Source organism: Methanomicrobia archaeon (assembly GCA_011049045.1).
Lineage (GTDB): Archaea > Halobacteriota > Syntropharchaeia > Alkanophagales > Methanospirareceae > JACGMN01.
Genome location: DSCO01000057.1, coordinates 24,146 through 39,048, shown reverse-complemented (window position 1 = coordinate 39,048; position 14,903 = coordinate 24,146). Strand labels below are relative to the sequence as shown.

Genomic DNA, 14,903 nt, shown 5'->3' with positions numbered 1-14,903 from the left:
TTCAGATACCTAAACTCGAGATATGAAGAGGTGAAAGAGAGATGGACCTAAAAACGAGACACCGGTTTGCATTTACGCTTTGCTTGCTCTTGCTCCTCACCGGATTGAGCGTGGGCCTGGCAGGGGCACAGGAAGAAGCCCCCCAAGGCGGTGGCATGACCGAGGGCGCCTGGATCGCACTGGCAACCGCTGCCACCATGATCGGCTCGGCTTTCGCTGCAGGTTGGGCCATTGCAACCACGGGCGTCGCAGCCGCGGGCGCGACAGCAGAGAAGCCTGAAGTCTCTGGAAGAGTGTTGATCTTCGTCGCTCTTGCAGAAGCTATCGCTATCTATGGGCTTTTGATCGCGTTCATGCTCTGGACAAAGATATAGCCGCTTTGTTCGCTGAACGCCAGGCAAGCAACTGTAAAATGCACGGGTGGGTAAACCTAAAAGAGAAGATCAAGGGCAATATTTTTTTCCGTGCCCTTCCCTTTGCACTGCTTATCGCGGCACTTACTATCACCGGCTTATTCGGCGGTTTTACGCTCGGCAAAAGCTGGGCCGGCAATAGTGCAGGCTTCGCATTCGCCGCCGTGCTCTCACTCCTCGGATTCTTTATTGGTTTCGGACTCTCATACCTGGTTCTAAAGCAGAAATACGACCAGCAGTGATGCGGCCTATATGTGGTCGTGCGGGAACACGACCAATTCGACGTTCGTAAACGCATCGGGCGTCTCTTCGGAAGTAGCTCGAGTTCGATTCGTCTTCTTCAGGAGCTGATACAGGTCCTCCCGGTGAAGACGAAAACCAGCTTGACTGTTTCGTTCGCTCTTGTTAGCCGGGAGTTCGCCCACGATCAAAGCAAGAAGCAAGTGCATCTGCGGGAGAGAGTTTTTCCTTACATCTTTTCGCCCGTTATACGTATTACTATTTCTTCAAGCGGAACATTCATCCGGGATTCTCGCAGTGCTTGCCGAACAAGGTTTACAAAACCAGAACAGCAGGGGACTTCCATGTGTACGATTGTTATACTCCTGGGATGTGCTGTTTCGATCAGTTGCTTAAGTTTTACTCTATAAGCGTCAATATCGTCAAGTTTCGGACAGCCAATAGCGAGCACCTTACCCTTCAGAAAATCCTCATGGAACTTGGCGTAGGCAAAAGGAACGCAATCCGCAGCTATAACCAGGTCCGCATCCCGATAATAAGGCGCGGATGGGTGGACTAAGTGCAGTTGTATAGGCCAATGCCGTAACGCCGAGTGGGATTTCACGGATTCTTGAGCTACGTCCTCCCCCTTACCTGCCCACCGAAGCATCTGGACGGAAGGACATGAAGATACACCTCCCGGCAGTTTCTGTGCGTGCTGTTCGGAGAATTCCTGTGCATGTTCCTCAGGATGTTTCACCTGCTCTTCGAGCAGCTCAGGAGCTGTTCTTCTAATTCGAGCGAGTGTTGCCGCTTCATCGTAAGGTTCCGCCTCTCGTTCTTCAACGGTTAGTGCCCCTGTGGGACAGGAACCAAGACACGCACCCAGCCCATCACAGTAAAACTCTTTCACCAACCTCGCTTTCTTACCTGCAGGAGTATCAACAAGCTGGATTGCCTGTTCGGCGCACGAGGGAATACAAATTCCGCAGCCGTCACATAAATCCTCATCAATCCTGATTATTTTTCGTTTTACTTTCTTCATGTTGCCGCCTCATGGCTGATGATTTCTTAGGGCACGCGTCCTTAAATTGAATAACTGCTTGTGTCCCCCTCTGTGCGCAGGACAAACCGCAAAAACGGTGCAGACTGAGCTGCTGCCGCATCCGCGCGCGCATATCACGACCGTATCATGGTCAGCAGCATCTTGAATGGCTTTACGGCTTTTAGCGCATGGGGCTCATTCGCCGGCATGATCACCAGCTCGCCTTTCTGTACCCGGAGCGATGTGCCCGAGATGACGATCTTCGCTTCGCCATCGATGATCTGAACCAGGGCATCAAATGGTGCGGTATGCTCGCTCAATCCTTGTCCCTCCGCGAAGGCGAACAAGGTGACCGTCCCGGTCTTCTTGTCAATGAGCGTTCGGCTCACCACCGCGCCCTCCTGGTAATCCACCAGGTCAGCTACTCGGATCGCGCGCGCGAGAAGCTTTTCCGTGTCCATCTGCTCGTTATCATGATCCATTTCGTTTTTCTATTCCCCCTATTTTTCCACGTTCGTCCATGGCAAGTGCATCGGCAGAACAAACATATCTGCAGCAATTACAAAGATAACATTTTCGCGTTAACTCCGTTTTGCCCGCCTTCTTGGTAGAGCGAACGTCCTCGCATTTGCCACACATCGTGCAACGGGAGGTTCGCCGTAGTTTACTTTACAGACGCTCGTGAAGGCTACCAGCGGAAGCAGCAGCCCGTACGGGCAGAAGAAGCGGCAGAAAGGTCGGTACAGAACGATGGAGAGCAGCACGAAAGCAAGAAATACAAAGAAGAATACCGACCCTGCAGCGAGATAAAAGAAATCACGCACGCCAAGAAACGTAAGGATTCCTATAGAGAAGAGCACGCCGAGGGGCACGAGACGAGAAAAAAGGATGAAGAGTAGATGAAGAACAACCGCCAGAGTTTTGTTGACTATCTTCGGTTTTTTGGTTGGAAGTTGATAAGCCGGCTCCTGAAGCGTTCCAATAGGGCAGATAAAGCCAAGAAATATTCTGCCGAATACCAGCGTGAGGATGAAGAAGAGTATCAGACTCAGGATAACTATTGGCAGTGGTCCACCATGTTGGTTGGTATTTCCGGTAATAAGCATCTGAAATTGATAGAGAAACAAGGGTACAAACACTAAAAAGCCCATGAGTATCGAGAGGATTAAGAACAGATAGCCGATTTTTTGGTGTAGTTGTTACTATAGAGCAGGTAAAGTAAGATGGGAAACGCGATCAGTGCATAGATCATCCCGGTGAGTTTTGGAATACTTGCAACGCCATCGTTCCTCAGCACCGCCTCTGATTCCGCAATAGCTAATGCTGATTGAACACGTAAAGCTTCAGCTTCAGTCCCCAAGGGGTACCGGTGACTCTGCAGGTGGCGGCTAGTGAGCCTTTCGGGAGGTGAAGAGGGGCGCTGTTCTTTGTCTACGCGAACGCAATGGCTGTTGCACTCGGCACGGAAAGGGGCTGCATAGCGAGGATGCTGGACTGGCGAAGGGGCGGAGAGAGGGTGTAAGCTAATCGTTTTTCTATAACAATTTCTAACCACTATTACAGGAGGTGGTAAGAGATGGCTGAAAATCCCTTGAAGATATTTGAGAAACGTGATCCCGAGCTGCTCGCGCTCGTTGCCGAAACACGTGAGTTCGCGCTTGCTGACGGTGCTCTCCCTACAAAGTTTAAGCTCCTTATCGCTCTGGCTTTGGACGCATCAAACGGAGCTACCGAAGGGGTAAAAGCATTAGCTCAGGCCGCTATGCAAGCCGGCGCTACCAATGAAGAGATCACAGAAGTGTTGAGAGTTACCCAGTACGTCTGTGGCGTTGGGAGCGTTTATACCGCAGCTCATGCTCTTGCGGCATTAGATTAACCCGCTGGGTGGCATAAATAATGGAGGGAAGATATGAACTGGATACGTGTTCTTTCAGAGCAGGAATTACCTGAGGGCGACCGTAAGGTGGTCGAAGTGGAGGGCAAGTCGATCCTGCTCCTCCACCACGAGGGCGAAGTGTACGCCATGAACAGCAAATGCCCGCACATGGGCGGCCGGCTGGTCAAAGGCAGAATCAGCCCCGATGGAGCAATTATCTGTCCCTGGCACCACAGCGCCTTTGACATACGCACCGGAGATGTTAAGGAATGGAGCCCGTGGCCACCCGTTGCGGGCAAGGTCCTGAGTATCCTCTCGCGGAAAAAGGCCCTGACGGTTTACCCGACGCGCGTGGATGAGGGCAGCATTTGGGTTGGACTGGAATAAAGTGATACTGCTGTCTGATCGGTTCTAGAGAGGCTGGTGGATCGATCTTGCTTACGTGCGGTTAACCGCTGAGAGTACCGGGGACGCCATCAAGCAGAAGGATGTGTTCCATCTGGTGGTCGTTAAGAGTACCGTGGTGCCGGGCACGACCGAGGACGTGTACGACCGATCATGGAGCAAAGATGATCAATACGTGGTCCGCGATGCATGAGACGAACACGTAACACGGTGGAAGATTCTGACTGGTAGAGGCCCGGGCGAGTTCTTACTTAATTTTAATAGAACATAGATAGCATTGATTATCTGAAATGGGATGAGGGCTCTGGAGTTCTTATCGGTTCTGCGGAAGAATAAATGAGCATATTCTCAGTCCTTCTATATCACCTTCCATATCGGTCGCTTCCGCCTGCTTGCTCTCGACGGCCTCAGCCAAAAAGGGCAGGCGCTAGGAGGAGCGGAATTCGGCGCTGTACTCTTCGCCCTCGACGAAGCGCAGTTTGCCGGGCTGCCCTTTTAGCGTGACGGAGAGCGCGTCGTTCTCGAGCCATACGGTGCGTTCTTCGGTGACCTCGCCGTCCTTGGTCGTCACGATGTCCCTGATCCGCGAGCAGCGCAGCGGCGTTCGCGCAACGATCTCGGTCATTCGCGGATCAAACCCTCCTCTACCGCAATTTCCCTGATGCACTGCGCGATCATCCGCACCGGCTGATCCAGGAGGTAGGGCTCTTCAATATAGGGTCGCCATTTCTCAACAAATCGTTCCAATGCCAGCCGTGAAGCTGGGCTCAAAGGCTCCTCAGATGAGGACTCGGAGAGCTCTGAAGCAGAACGAGCTGCACGCCCCTCATCTCGCTCAGTCACTTCCACGCCAGCGCATGCCGGCGTTGACTCGATTTCTTCATCGCCGCGTGCCATAACAATACACCTTTCGTCTTAAACCGCAATAGCGCCCAGGTGGGTTGAGTATATAAAACTATCGGCAAACGGAATGGTGGTACCTGAATGGTATACTCCTGTTTTTAAGCACTATATTTAAGCACATAGTGTGAATGTTGGTGGCGAGGTGAAAGGAAATGGAAGAAGGCGAGGCGGAGCAGCGCGGAAGCGACGCGCGAAGAAGGAAAAGGGGCGGCGGTAAGGAGACGTTTTCAATCTCGATACGTTCGCAGCTGATGCAGGAGATCGATAAAGAGGTGGAAGAGGGGCTCTGGGATAGACGCTCGCAGGCGATCAACCATTATCTCCATCGTGGGCTCGAGCTTAGGAAGTACAGGCTCGAATATGCGAAACGACAGCTTTTGATGCTCGATGGGATTAACAGGACCGATGAGGAGGGATCCGCTGCGATAATCTTCATGACCCTGCTGGAGAAGCCTGAATTCCGGCAGCTGCTGAAGCAGCAGATGGAAGAAGGTATCGGTGGGAGGATGCGGTCTGATCGGTTCTGCCCGCATCTGGTTTAGGATTGAAGGCCGCACCTCGTGGGCGCCGCAGATGCTCTTTGGGCTCGAGATGCGCACGAATTGCCTGGTTCAATCAGCTCGTTCCGTGCATTTCCCCGTTCTCAAAGGCGTCTCAGGGTAATGAACGGTAACAAATATGATCGCGAGAGGTAGAGGTTCTGCGCTGGATTCGTGCAGCAACGAGAGCGAATCGCCAACGACCGGGGCGCGTAGCGTCGGAAGAAGCAAGTGCTATTTATTTGCTCGCGCTCGATTAGGGAATGTAAAGGCTGCTTCGGCCACAACGGTCCGTGTGGGACAGAGGTCGAGAGGTGCGCGAGATGGTAGCTGAAGAGCGGATCGATGCGATTATTGATCGTTATGAAGGAAAAGAGGGTGTTTTAATTCAACTGCTTCTGGAGCTCCAGAATGAGCTCAACTGGATACCCCGAGAAGCAATGGAGCGTATAAGCACCCGGCTTAAGATCCCGTTGACTCGCATTTATCGCGTTGTTAGTTTCTATAAGGTGCTGAGCCTGGAGCCGATCGGCCGGCACGTGATCCAGGTCTGTCTGGGCACGGCCTGTCATGTGCGCGGCGGCCCGCGGATCCTGGAGAAGGTCGAGGATATGCTCGGCGTGAAAGCGGACGGGACGACCGCGGACATGAAGTTCACGGTCAAGCGGGTGAATTGCATCGGCTGTTGCGCGCTCGGGCCGGTGATGGTGGTTGATGAGGATTACCATGGTAAGTTGAATCCCGGTGATGTGCAAGGTATCCTGTCACGCTACGAATAGAGTGGAGCATTTGTTATGGCACGATTGAAATCCCCTGCGGAATTGGAGGGCCTGAGGAACGAGATACAGGCGCAACGAGACCCTGAGAAGCCCCGTATCGCTATCTGCGCGGGCACAGGCTGCCTCGCACTCGGTGTGAAGAAGGTGATCACCGCATTCAAAGAGGGCTTGCGTGAGCAGGGTCTCGGCGACACGGTGGACCTGCGAGAGACCGGTTGTCCCGGTTTCTGCGAGCGGGGCCCGATCGTGGTCATCTATCCCGAAGAGATCTGCTATCTCCAGGTGCAGCCTGAAGACGTCCCCGAGATCATTACCGAAACGATCAAAGGGAAGAAGGTCGTCGAGCGATTGCTCTATACCGATCCCGAGACCGGCGAGAAAGCGGTCCACGAATCTGAGATCCCGTTCTACAAGTACCAGAAACGGCTACTCATCGGCGATAATATCACGATCGACCCCAAACGCATCGAGGATTACCTCGCCATCGGTGGATATCGGGCGCTCAGTACGGTGCTCTTCGAGTACACGCCCGAGCAGGTGATCGAGGAGATCAAGCGCTCGAAACTGCGCGGGCGCGGCGGCGGCGGATTCCCCACCGGCGTGAAGTGGGAATCAACGCGAAAGGCGGCAGGCGAGCCGAAATACGTGATTGTGAACTGCGATGAGGGTGACCCCGGTGCGTTCATGGATCGCGCGCTCATGGAGGGGAATCCGCACAGTATCCTCGAAGGCCTGATCCTCGGCGCTTATGCGATCGGCGCGCACGAGGGCTTCCTGTATATCCGCCAGGAATATCCACTCGCCGTGACCAATGCGAAGATCGCGATCACGCAGGCGGAGGAGCTGGGGCTCCTCGGGAAGAACATCCTCGGTTCCGGCTTCGACTTCACCGTCACCATTCACAAAGGCGCGGGCGCCTTCGTCTCCGGCGAGTCGAGCGCGTTGATGAACGCGATCGAGGGGAGAGTGGGGGAGCCGCGACCGAAATACGTGCACACCTCCGAGAGCGGGCTCTGGGACAAACCCAGCGATCTCAACAACGTTGAGACCTGGGCGAACGTGCCGCTCATCATTAACAAGGGCGCTGACTGGTTCGCATCGATCGGGACGGCGGAGAGCAAAGGCACGAAGATCTTCTCGCTCGTCGGGAAGGTGAACAATACCGGCCTGGTTGAGGTCCCTATGGGCACCTCGCTCCGGGACATCATCTTCAAGATCGGCGGCGGCATACCGGGCAACAAAGCGTTCAAGGCCGTGCAGACCGGCGGGCCGTCCGGCGGCTGTATCCCCGAGGACTATCTCGATACGCCCGTGGACTTCGACGAGCTCACCAAGCTCGGCTCCATGATGGGCTCCGGCGGCATGATCGTCATGGACGAGGACACCTGCATGGTCGACGTCGCGCGATACTTCGTAGACTTCCTCTGCGACGAATCCTGCGGCAAGTGCGTGCCCTGTCGCGAGGGGCTGAAGCACCTCCGCGAGATCCTGAACCGTGTCGTGGCCGGTGAAGGGACGGAGGGCGACATCGAGCTGCTGGAAGAGATCAGCGGCGTGATGAAGGACGCATCGTTGTGCGCGCTCGGAACGACCGCTGCGAATCCCGTACTGACCACGCTCCGGTACTTCAGGGACGAATATGAAGCGCACATCAGGGATAAGCGCTGCCTTGCGCTCGTCTGCAAAGGGCTGATCAGTTATTATATCGAGCCGAGCAGGTGCAGGGCGTGCTTGCTCTGCCTCAAGGTCTGTCCCGTGAACGCGATCGATGGCGATAAGAGAGTGATCCATGTGATCGACCAGGCGACCTGCACGAAATGTGGCTCCTGTTTCTATCAGTGCCCGCCGAAATTCGGCGCCGTAATCAAGATCTCGGGCGAACCGGTCCCGCCACCGCTGCTCGAGGCCGAGCGAAAGCTGCCAAAGAAGACCGAGCTGAAAGAGGGGGGCGAGGGCGAATGAGCGAGGTGCGCTTGGAGATCGATACCCAGGAGATCACCGTGCCAGCGGGCAGGACGATACTGGAAGCTGCGCGCGATCTCGGGATTGCGATCCCCACGCTCTGCTATCATCCGCTGGTAGAGCCGTTTGGCGCGTGCCGGCTCTGCTCCGTGAAAATAACCAGACGCGGGCGCAGCAAGATCGTTACCGCCTGTAATTATCCGGTTGAGGATGGCCTGGTCGTGGAGACCGGCACACCGGAGATCATCGCGATTCGTAAACTCCTCATTGAGTTGTTGCTCGCTCGATGCCCTGGGGTGCCGGTGCTCCGGGAGCTGGCGCGGGAATACAAGGTCGGTACACCGCGCTTCCCTCAGGGCGATGATACCTGCATACTCTGCGGCCTCTGCACCCGTGTCTGTGAGGAGCGTGTGGGCGTGAGCGCGATCAATTTCATCAATCGCGGCGTGAACCGCCAGATCGAGGGCCCGCTCGACGATTCGCTGGAGATCGGGCTCACTGATGTCTGCATCGGGTGCGGCGCGTGCGCGTACGTCTGCCCCACGGGCACCATCAAGCTCGACGACCTCTACAAGCACATACGGAGCACGTTCCCGTACACCGCAGTTGAAGAACGGGTCTTCGGGCGGCATCGAGCGGATGAGGAGCTCCTGGGGATCTACAGAGCGAGCTATGCGGTACGGGCAACGGATGAGATGACCGTGCAGCAGGCGCAGGACGGCGGGGCGGTGACCGCATTGCTCGGTTATGCGCTCGATGAAGGGCTCATTGATTGCGCAGCCATTACCGTCGCGGATCGCGCCTGGGAGCCGAGCGCGAAGGTTGTGCGGAGTTCCCAAGAGCTCAAGCAAGGTGCAGGCACGAAATACACCTATTACCCCTCAGGCATCGGGGTCGTTGACGCCGCGGTCGCCGGCTGCAGCCGCATCGGGTTCGTCGGCACCCCCTGCCAGATCGCGGGCATACGGCGCGTTATCACCGCCGATCAACCCTACCGTATCGATAAGGCGCGAATCAACCTGCTGGTTGGGTTGTTCTGTATGGAGACGTTCACGCAAGAGCTGCTGGCGTATATCCAGAACAACGTGCTCCCGGTCGAGCAGGTGAAAAAGCTGGACATTAAAGGCAAAGAATTCCACGTCTATGACCGCGCAGGGATCTTGCACGTCGTGGCCTTTGACGCGGTCGAAGGCTTCGCCAACGCTGGCTGCTTCGCCTGCCCGGATTATACCGCGGAACTCGCGGATATCTCCGTCGGATCCGTCGGCTCGGAGCCCGGATGGTCCACCGTGCTGACGCGAACTGAGCGTGGCGAGCAACTGCTCCAGGGTGCTCGTGCAAAGGGGTACGTGGACGTGACCGAAGACATAAAGCTCAAAGAGATCGAGCGGCTCACGAAGATCAAGCGCAGGAGAGCCGAGCAGAACCGCGAGTGAGGCGATCGTCAGGTGGTGGTGGAGGCAGGAAAATGATTGACGCCTATAACTTCGGGAGGATCGTCATCGACGGCACGACGTTCACGAGCGATGTAATCATCTATCCCGACCGAATCGAAGACCAGTGGTGGCGCAAAGACGGGCACGTGCTCTTGCTAACTGACGTGGATGCGATCGTGAAAGAGCAGCCGGAGGTGCTGATCGTCGGCACGGGCAAATACGGCGTCATGAAAGTGCCTGCACAAACGCGGCGCTATATTGAATCGAAGGACATTGAACTGCTCATCGAGCCAACCGAGCAGGCCTGTAAGCTCTACAACCAGATCGCGCAGAAGAAACGGACGATCGCGGCGTTACATCTGACCTGCTGATCCGCGATCAGTTAGTTTTAGTTAGTGGCACTCGAGCTCTAACGAAGCCGAACGAGACCGAAGAGGTTACAGGAGATAGGGGCCGGCGAGCAGGATAACAATGGCGGAGAAGATAAAGAGCGCGAATAAAGCAGCAATGCCGCGGGCAACCTTCTCCTTGCGCTGCTCTTCCTTTATCCCCAGACGCACGACGGGATAGAGCATCTCACGAAAGACATAGCCGCCGTCGAGTGGTATGGCAGGCAGGCAGTTGAACAGCCCCACATAGAAATTGATCCAGCCGATCCAGAAGAGGATATCGGCAAGCCAGAAGACTGCGCTACCCAGTTCAGCAACGGTGCCCACGGGCTCGAAGAGCTGTGCGAGGAGCGGGGTAAAGCCCCCAAAGCCCGTCGGCAGCGGGGCGATCGGCATAATGGTCAACCACAACCAGCTTGCCAGCCACTGACGTGGCGAGAGCGTCAGGAACGACGCGGGAATGCCCCGCAGGCCGTTAAGGTACTCCTGTGTCGGGAATTCGAAGACCAGCATCCCCCGCGGGCTCGAGGCAGTCGTACCGGCGACGATCACCCCCATGTAGCCCGTTTCTTCTCCCGCGGGTGACTCGGTCAGCGTTACCGCGACCGTTATCGCATCGGTTTGCACCTCGATCACCTGCCCCGGTAGGGTGGTATTCATGAAGGCGCTGAAGTCCGTGTAGCCCGTTATGCTCACCGCATCAATGCTCGTTATGCGCATGCTCCGGGTGAGACCCGCCTGGTCGGCCGGTAAGCCAGCCACGACATCAAAGATGAACAACCCGGTGCTGTTGGTGGTCCCGCCAGGGACGGCGAACGCGCGTTCCTCACCGTTTTTCTGCAGGATCACTACGGTATGCTCCACCTCGGTGCTCAATGCCGCGGTAAGCTCCTCCACAGTCGTCATCGCCGTGCCGTCAACGCGGGTGATGAACACTTCGGGCGTAATACCTGCCTGCTCCGCGGGACTGCCCTTTGCTACCTGATAGACGTACAGCACGCTCTCGTCCACCGGCTGGATAGAGAAGAGCAGAGCAAAGAAGAGCGTAAAGGCAATCGCGGCCACGCAGAAATTGCTCGTCACGCCCGCTGAGAGGATGCGTGTGCGCTCTCGTGAGGTAGCCACTTTCTTGGGTTCAGGTTCTCTGGACTCGGACTCAGCCTCAGCACCAGCCGTTCCCTTCTTCCGCTCTTTACGCTCACGCTCGCCGAACAGTTGCTCACTGTCCGGCTCCGCAAATGCACCGATCGGGACAATGAGCATGAGGAGCCCCATCGACTTCACCTTAATCCTCTCGACCGTGCTCAAGACAGCGTGCGAGAGCTCGTGGACCACCAGTGCAATGACAAAGCCCACCCATGCGCACATCGGTATGAATTGGTTCAACCCGGGTATGAGCAGCCAGTTTCTTGGCTCGTTGATCGTCGTGGGCTCAGGATGCAGGATGAAGGTACTATAAGCGCCATAAATGACGAGCACGAACATGAAGACCATGGCAATGAGCACCAAACCGGTGCCGATAGTGGCATAAACGCGCCAGAACCGCGCCCTCAGCGTCCCCCGTGAGAGCAGCTCCAATAAGCGCTCACCACGCTTCGTTCTGATCATGAGCACGGGACCGGCTGCTGAGATGTTATAACGCGCTAAAATGCCCTTCCTATCGAGCAACATCACGATGAGCCAGTAAAGGAGGAAGAGATTCACCAGCAGCATCCAGAAATACGAGTTCATGTTCGCTTCCTACGTATCTCACTAGGACCGTGAGCCATAAATAAGTTGGACCGGGCGGTGAGATCGCCCGATAGCATGCCCCTTTGCAGCGTGCTGCCTCAGGTTGTGATACCTATTTCTGTGATCACGGGCTCTGATAAAAAAGAAGGGCCGATGATCGTTGGAATTGATGATACCGACTCGAAAACGGGCATGTGCACCACCTATCTATGTGCCGTCTTAGTGGACGAGCTCGGGTGTTACGGTAAGGTTTCGATTCCGCGATTGGTGCGCTTGAATCCCTGCATACCGTATAAGACACGCGGCAATGGCGCGGTCGCCTTCGAGATAAAGCTTCATCAACCAGGCGCTGATGAAGTGGTCAAGGAACTGATCAAAGCCCGGGTTAATGAGCTGGCGGAGGTTCACGCGGAGGAGACAAATCCCGGTGTGGTGTTTATTCGCGAGGAGCGTGCCCTGCGCATGCCCGCCGAGCACCTGCGGGACTTGCAGCAGTTTTACGAGCTGGCCGTGAAAGAGGTGGTCACGCTTGAACACGCGTTTGCGCTCCTGGCTGAATTGCAGATCGAGCACTATGGTCTGAAGCAGAAACGGGGCGTTATCGGGGCGTTGGCTGCCACGGCATTCTTCATGCTCCAGCAACACTGGCCGGCGCAGTACGATGTCACGTACGAGCTGATCGCCTACCGGAAACGGGCGCGCTGGGGCACGCCCCGGGTGATCGAGCCGGCAAGCGTGTGGCAAGCAGATGCCGCTACGTATCCGCTGACCTGGGATACCGTGGATCATTCGAATAAGAACCTCGTGTTGGCCCCGCACTCACCCTGTCCGGTCCTCTTTGGTGTACGCGGTGACCGTGTTGATGCGATCATGCGGGCATACGAGCTCATCACTGCAGAGCAGGTGGAGCGGGAGACGCTCTTCATCACGAATCAGGGCACCGATTCGCACCTGATCACGGGAGAAGAACTGGAGGGCTCGCTCTCTGAGTACCACTCGTACCGCATCGAGGGCACGGTGGCCTCTGAACCGCGACCGATCAAAGGCGGTCACGTCGTCTTCCAGCTCGCGATCGCCCGCCCCGCGGAAGAGCGCATCGACTGTATCGCCTACGAGCCGACGAAGCAGTTCCGCGAAATTGTCCGTAGCTTGCGAGCAGGTGATGAGCTAACGACTTATGGTTCTTTCGGGTCCGGTACACAGAATCTGGAGAAGATCGAGGTACGCGCCGTGAACACTGAAGCGACGCGCAATCCACGGTGCGAGCGCTGCGGCAAGCGCATGAAATCCGCGGGACGAGCGCAGGGCTACCGCTGCAAGCGCTGTGGAACACATCGCAGTTCGCAGGAACGCGAGATCGTCGCGCGAGCGCTGAATGAGGGGCTATACGAAGTTCCGCCCGCGGCACGGCGGCATATCGCGAAACCGCTGATCCGGCTGCGCAACGCTGGCGCGCAGAAGATTCACCCGAGCAGATAGCTACAGAGATACGCGCAGCGCAACGCCACACGTACGTACGTCCCGTCCCGGTTCACCCGGAGGACGAGCCCCCGACCAGGATCTTCGTGACGCGAACATGGGGCGCGTATTCCGATACCGGCACATCCTGGCCGTCTTTACCGCAGAAACCAATAGTCCCGCGCTTCTTGTCCGTGCCGATCGCATCAATGTTCTTCAGCACGTCCAGAGTACGCCCGGAGAGCGCGACGTTCTTTAACCGCTTCGTGAGCGTCCCGTTCTCGATCAGAAAGGCCTCCTCAGCACTGAACTGGAATTCGCCTTTGACCGTGTCCACCTGCCCGCCGCGCATGCCCTTCGCGTAAATGCCGAACGCGATATCCGCACGCATCTCATCGAACTGCCACCCACCAGGCTCAATTACCGTGTTGCTCATCCGCACGATCGGCAGCTCGGAATAGTCCGCAGCTCGCGCGTTAGCCGTCGGTGCCGCGTCTAACCGACCGGCAGTCTCACGACTGTGGAGATACGAGACGAGCACACCGTCCTTGATGAGTTCGGTCCGGCGTGAGCGCAGCCCCTCGTCATCGTACCGGTAGTAGCCATGGGACGCCTCGATGGTCGGATCGTCCGCAACCGTCAACCGATCAAAAGCGATCGCCGTGCCCACCTTACCTTTCAGGATCGATTCTCCGTACAGCACATGGTCCGCCTCCGCAGCATGCCCGAGCGCCTCGTGCATGAAGACGCCCGTTAGCCGGTGGTCCATGATCACCGACAGCTCGCCGGCCGGCGGGAGCTCCGCATCAAGGAGTTGGACCGCCTTGTCCGCAGCCCGCACGGCGATCATCGCGGGATCCTCAGCCTCGATGAAGTCGAAGCCGGCAACCGCACCGACACTCTCGCGACCCTCCTGGAGCTGAGTACCCCGTTTCGCCACCACACTGGCACGCAGGAATACGGCAGGCTGCTGTAGCATGATATAACTCCCCTCGGTATTAGCAATGATCTGCTCCTCGTAACCGTCCAGATAGACAACTGATACGCTCGTTACGAGCTCGGAATGCGCCTTCGCCGCGTCGTACGCGTCCTTGACCATGCGTTTCTTCACCTCGATACTGACGTCCTCGGGATTGATGCGCGGCTTAAGCGTGAACTCCTCGGTCGTCACGGGCGCATCGGCGAGCTTAATGGCCGCCGTCTGCTTACCCGACTTGGAGATTGAGAGCGCACGTGCAGCGTTCAGCGCGTTCTCGAAGGTCGCCTGTATCGCAGGTGTCGGCAGATCATTGGCAGAGGCGAAGCCCCAGGAATCTTTGAAAAGCACACGGACACCTATGCCCTCATCGATCCCGTAACTCAGCTCCCGGAAGACCCCGTCCCGGAGATCGAGTGTCGTTGCGTGCCCGCGTTCCAGCCGAATGTCTGCGTATGTTGCGTGCTGTGCAGTTACAAAGTCAAGTGCTCGTCGGATCGCCGTTTCCATAACTCTGGTTTTGAACACGCCAATATTTATAACTTCGAAGTGGAAAGAAATAGCATAGAGCTGAAGTGACGTAAAGAAAGGGACCGTAGCTCAGACTGGGAGAGCGCTCGGCTGAAGACCGAGTTGTCCCGTGTTCAAATCACGGCGGTCCCATTCGCCTCTGGAGAGGGGCCCAGCGAAGCGGAAAAATGAGCTGATACGTGCGACGCCCTGTGCGCATCACTTCTGCTGAGAACAGCATATGATCAGACTCCTCTTGTCT

Annotated in this window: 18 protein-coding genes and 1 tRNA gene; 12 read left to right on the top strand and 7 right to left on the bottom strand. The window is 56.6% G+C overall.

Translation table 11 applies throughout. From position 1 onward, the window contains the following. The first annotated feature begins 41 nt into the window (after positions 1-41). Both ENN68_07675 and ENN68_07670 read left to right on the top strand, forming a co-directional pair. Positions 42-374, top strand: a complete 333-nt coding sequence (locus ENN68_07675) for a H+transporting two-sector ATPase C subunit (GenBank protein ID HDS45949.1) — start codon at positions 42-44, stop codon at positions 372-374. A 5-nt stretch (positions 375-379) separates the two neighbouring features. After that, positions 380-655, top strand: a complete 276-nt coding sequence (locus ENN68_07670) for a hypothetical protein (GenBank protein ID HDS45948.1) — start codon at positions 380-382, stop codon at positions 653-655. 227 nt (positions 656-882) lie between these two features. Here ENN68_07670 and ENN68_07665 read toward each other — a convergent pair whose 3' ends face one another. The 3 genes from ENN68_07665 to ENN68_07655 all read right to left on the bottom strand — a co-directional run bounded on the left by ENN68_07665 (position 883) and on the right by ENN68_07655 (position 2,828). After that, positions 883-1,677, bottom strand: coding sequence for a 4Fe-4S dicluster domain-containing protein (locus tag ENN68_07665; protein ID HDS45947.1), 795 nt, complete (start codon positions 1,675-1,677; stop codon positions 883-885). A gap of 134 nt (positions 1,678-1,811) precedes the next feature. Continuing rightward, positions 1,812-2,138, bottom strand: a complete 327-nt coding sequence (locus ENN68_07660) for a cupin domain-containing protein (protein ID HDS45946.1) — start codon at positions 2,136-2,138, stop codon at positions 1,812-1,814. A 120-nt stretch (positions 2,139-2,258) separates the two neighbouring features. After that, on the bottom strand, positions 2,259-2,828 hold the full coding sequence (locus ENN68_07655) for a 4Fe-4S binding protein (protein HDS45945.1): 570 nt from the start codon (positions 2,826-2,828) through the stop codon (positions 2,259-2,261). 425 nt (positions 2,829-3,253) lie between these two features. On the opposite strand from ENN68_07655, the gene ENN68_07650 reads away from it, so the two are divergent. The 3 genes from ENN68_07650 to ENN68_07640 are packed head-to-tail and all read left to right on the top strand — an operon-like array spanning position 3,254 to position 4,151. Beyond that, positions 3,254-3,553: a carboxymuconolactone decarboxylase family protein gene (locus tag ENN68_07650; protein ID HDS45944.1), complete on the top strand. Its 300-nt coding sequence runs from the start codon at positions 3,254-3,256 to the stop codon at positions 3,551-3,553. Positions 3,554-3,586: 33 nt separating this feature from the next. After that, positions 3,587-3,940: a Rieske (2Fe-2S) protein gene (locus tag ENN68_07645; protein ID HDS45943.1), complete on the top strand. Its 354-nt coding sequence runs from the start codon at positions 3,587-3,589 to the stop codon at positions 3,938-3,940. Positions 3,941-3,980: 40 nt separating this feature from the next. Further along, positions 3,981-4,151 (top strand): hypothetical protein, encoded by a 171-nt coding sequence (locus tag ENN68_07640; GenBank protein ID HDS45942.1) that lies wholly within the window; start codon positions 3,981-3,983, stop codon positions 4,149-4,151. Positions 4,152-4,385: 234 nt separating this feature from the next. Here ENN68_07640 and ENN68_07635 read toward each other — a convergent pair whose 3' ends face one another. Beyond that, entirely contained in the window at positions 4,386-4,583 is a 198-nt protein-coding gene (locus tag ENN68_07635; GenBank protein ID HDS45941.1) for a hypothetical protein, read from the bottom strand. Continuing rightward, the gene (locus ENN68_07630; GenBank protein HDS45940.1) at positions 4,580-4,855 is read right to left on the bottom strand and encodes a hypothetical protein; all 276 of its coding nucleotides are present in this window, start codon (positions 4,853-4,855) and stop codon (positions 4,580-4,582) included. Before ENN68_07630 ends, ENN68_07635 begins: the two co-directional genes overlap by 4 nt. Positions 4,856-5,013: 158 nt before the next feature. Between ENN68_07630 and ENN68_07625 the strand changes: the two genes are divergently transcribed. From ENN68_07625 to ENN68_07605, 5 genes are all read left to right on the top strand, one after another. Then, complete coding sequence (locus tag ENN68_07625; protein HDS45939.1) at positions 5,014-5,403, top strand: hypothetical protein; 390 nt, start codon at positions 5,014-5,016, stop codon at positions 5,401-5,403. A gap of 320 nt (positions 5,404-5,723) precedes the next feature. Continuing rightward, entirely contained in the window at positions 5,724-6,179 is a 456-nt protein-coding gene (locus tag ENN68_07620; GenBank protein HDS45938.1) for an NAD(P)H-dependent oxidoreductase subunit E, read from the top strand. Between the two features lie 15 nt (positions 6,180-6,194). Continuing rightward, positions 6,195-8,141: a 4Fe-4S dicluster domain-containing protein gene (locus tag ENN68_07615; protein HDS45937.1), complete on the top strand. Its 1,947-nt coding sequence runs from the start codon at positions 6,195-6,197 to the stop codon at positions 8,139-8,141. Further along, positions 8,138-9,577, top strand: a complete 1,440-nt coding sequence (locus tag ENN68_07610; protein HDS45936.1) for a 2Fe-2S iron-sulfur cluster binding domain-containing protein — start codon at positions 8,138-8,140, stop codon at positions 9,575-9,577. Before ENN68_07615 ends, ENN68_07610 begins: the two co-directional genes overlap by 4 nt. 32 nt (positions 9,578-9,609) lie before the next feature. Then, the gene (locus tag ENN68_07605) at positions 9,610-9,948 is read left to right on the top strand and encodes a hypothetical protein (protein ID HDS45935.1); all 339 of its coding nucleotides are present in this window, start codon (positions 9,610-9,612) and stop codon (positions 9,946-9,948) included. A 66-nt stretch (positions 9,949-10,014) separates the two neighbouring features. On the opposite strand, the gene ENN68_07600 is transcribed toward ENN68_07605, so the two are convergent. Then, a complete protein-coding gene (locus ENN68_07600; protein HDS45934.1) occupies positions 10,015-11,697 on the bottom strand; it encodes a peptidase in 1,683 nt (560 codons plus the stop codon). Between the two features lie 153 nt (positions 11,698-11,850). Here ENN68_07600 and ENN68_07595 point away from each other — a divergent pair, with 153 nt between their 5' ends. Further along, positions 11,851-13,176, top strand: coding sequence for a DUF1743 domain-containing protein (locus ENN68_07595; protein ID HDS45933.1), 1,326 nt, complete (start codon positions 11,851-11,853; stop codon positions 13,174-13,176). Between the two features lie 52 nt (positions 13,177-13,228). Here ENN68_07595 and ENN68_07590 read toward each other — a convergent pair whose 3' ends face one another. Continuing rightward, positions 13,229-14,641 carry a TldD/PmbA family protein gene (locus tag ENN68_07590; GenBank protein ID HDS45932.1) on the bottom strand — a complete coding sequence of 471 codons (1,413 nt, stop codon included), beginning with the start codon at positions 14,639-14,641 and terminating at the stop codon, positions 13,229-13,231. 79 nt (positions 14,642-14,720) lie between these two features. Here ENN68_07590 and ENN68_07585 point away from each other — a divergent pair. Beyond that, a tRNA-Phe gene (locus ENN68_07585) sits at positions 14,721-14,794 on the top strand. Positions 14,795-14,903 lie beyond the last annotated feature (109 nt).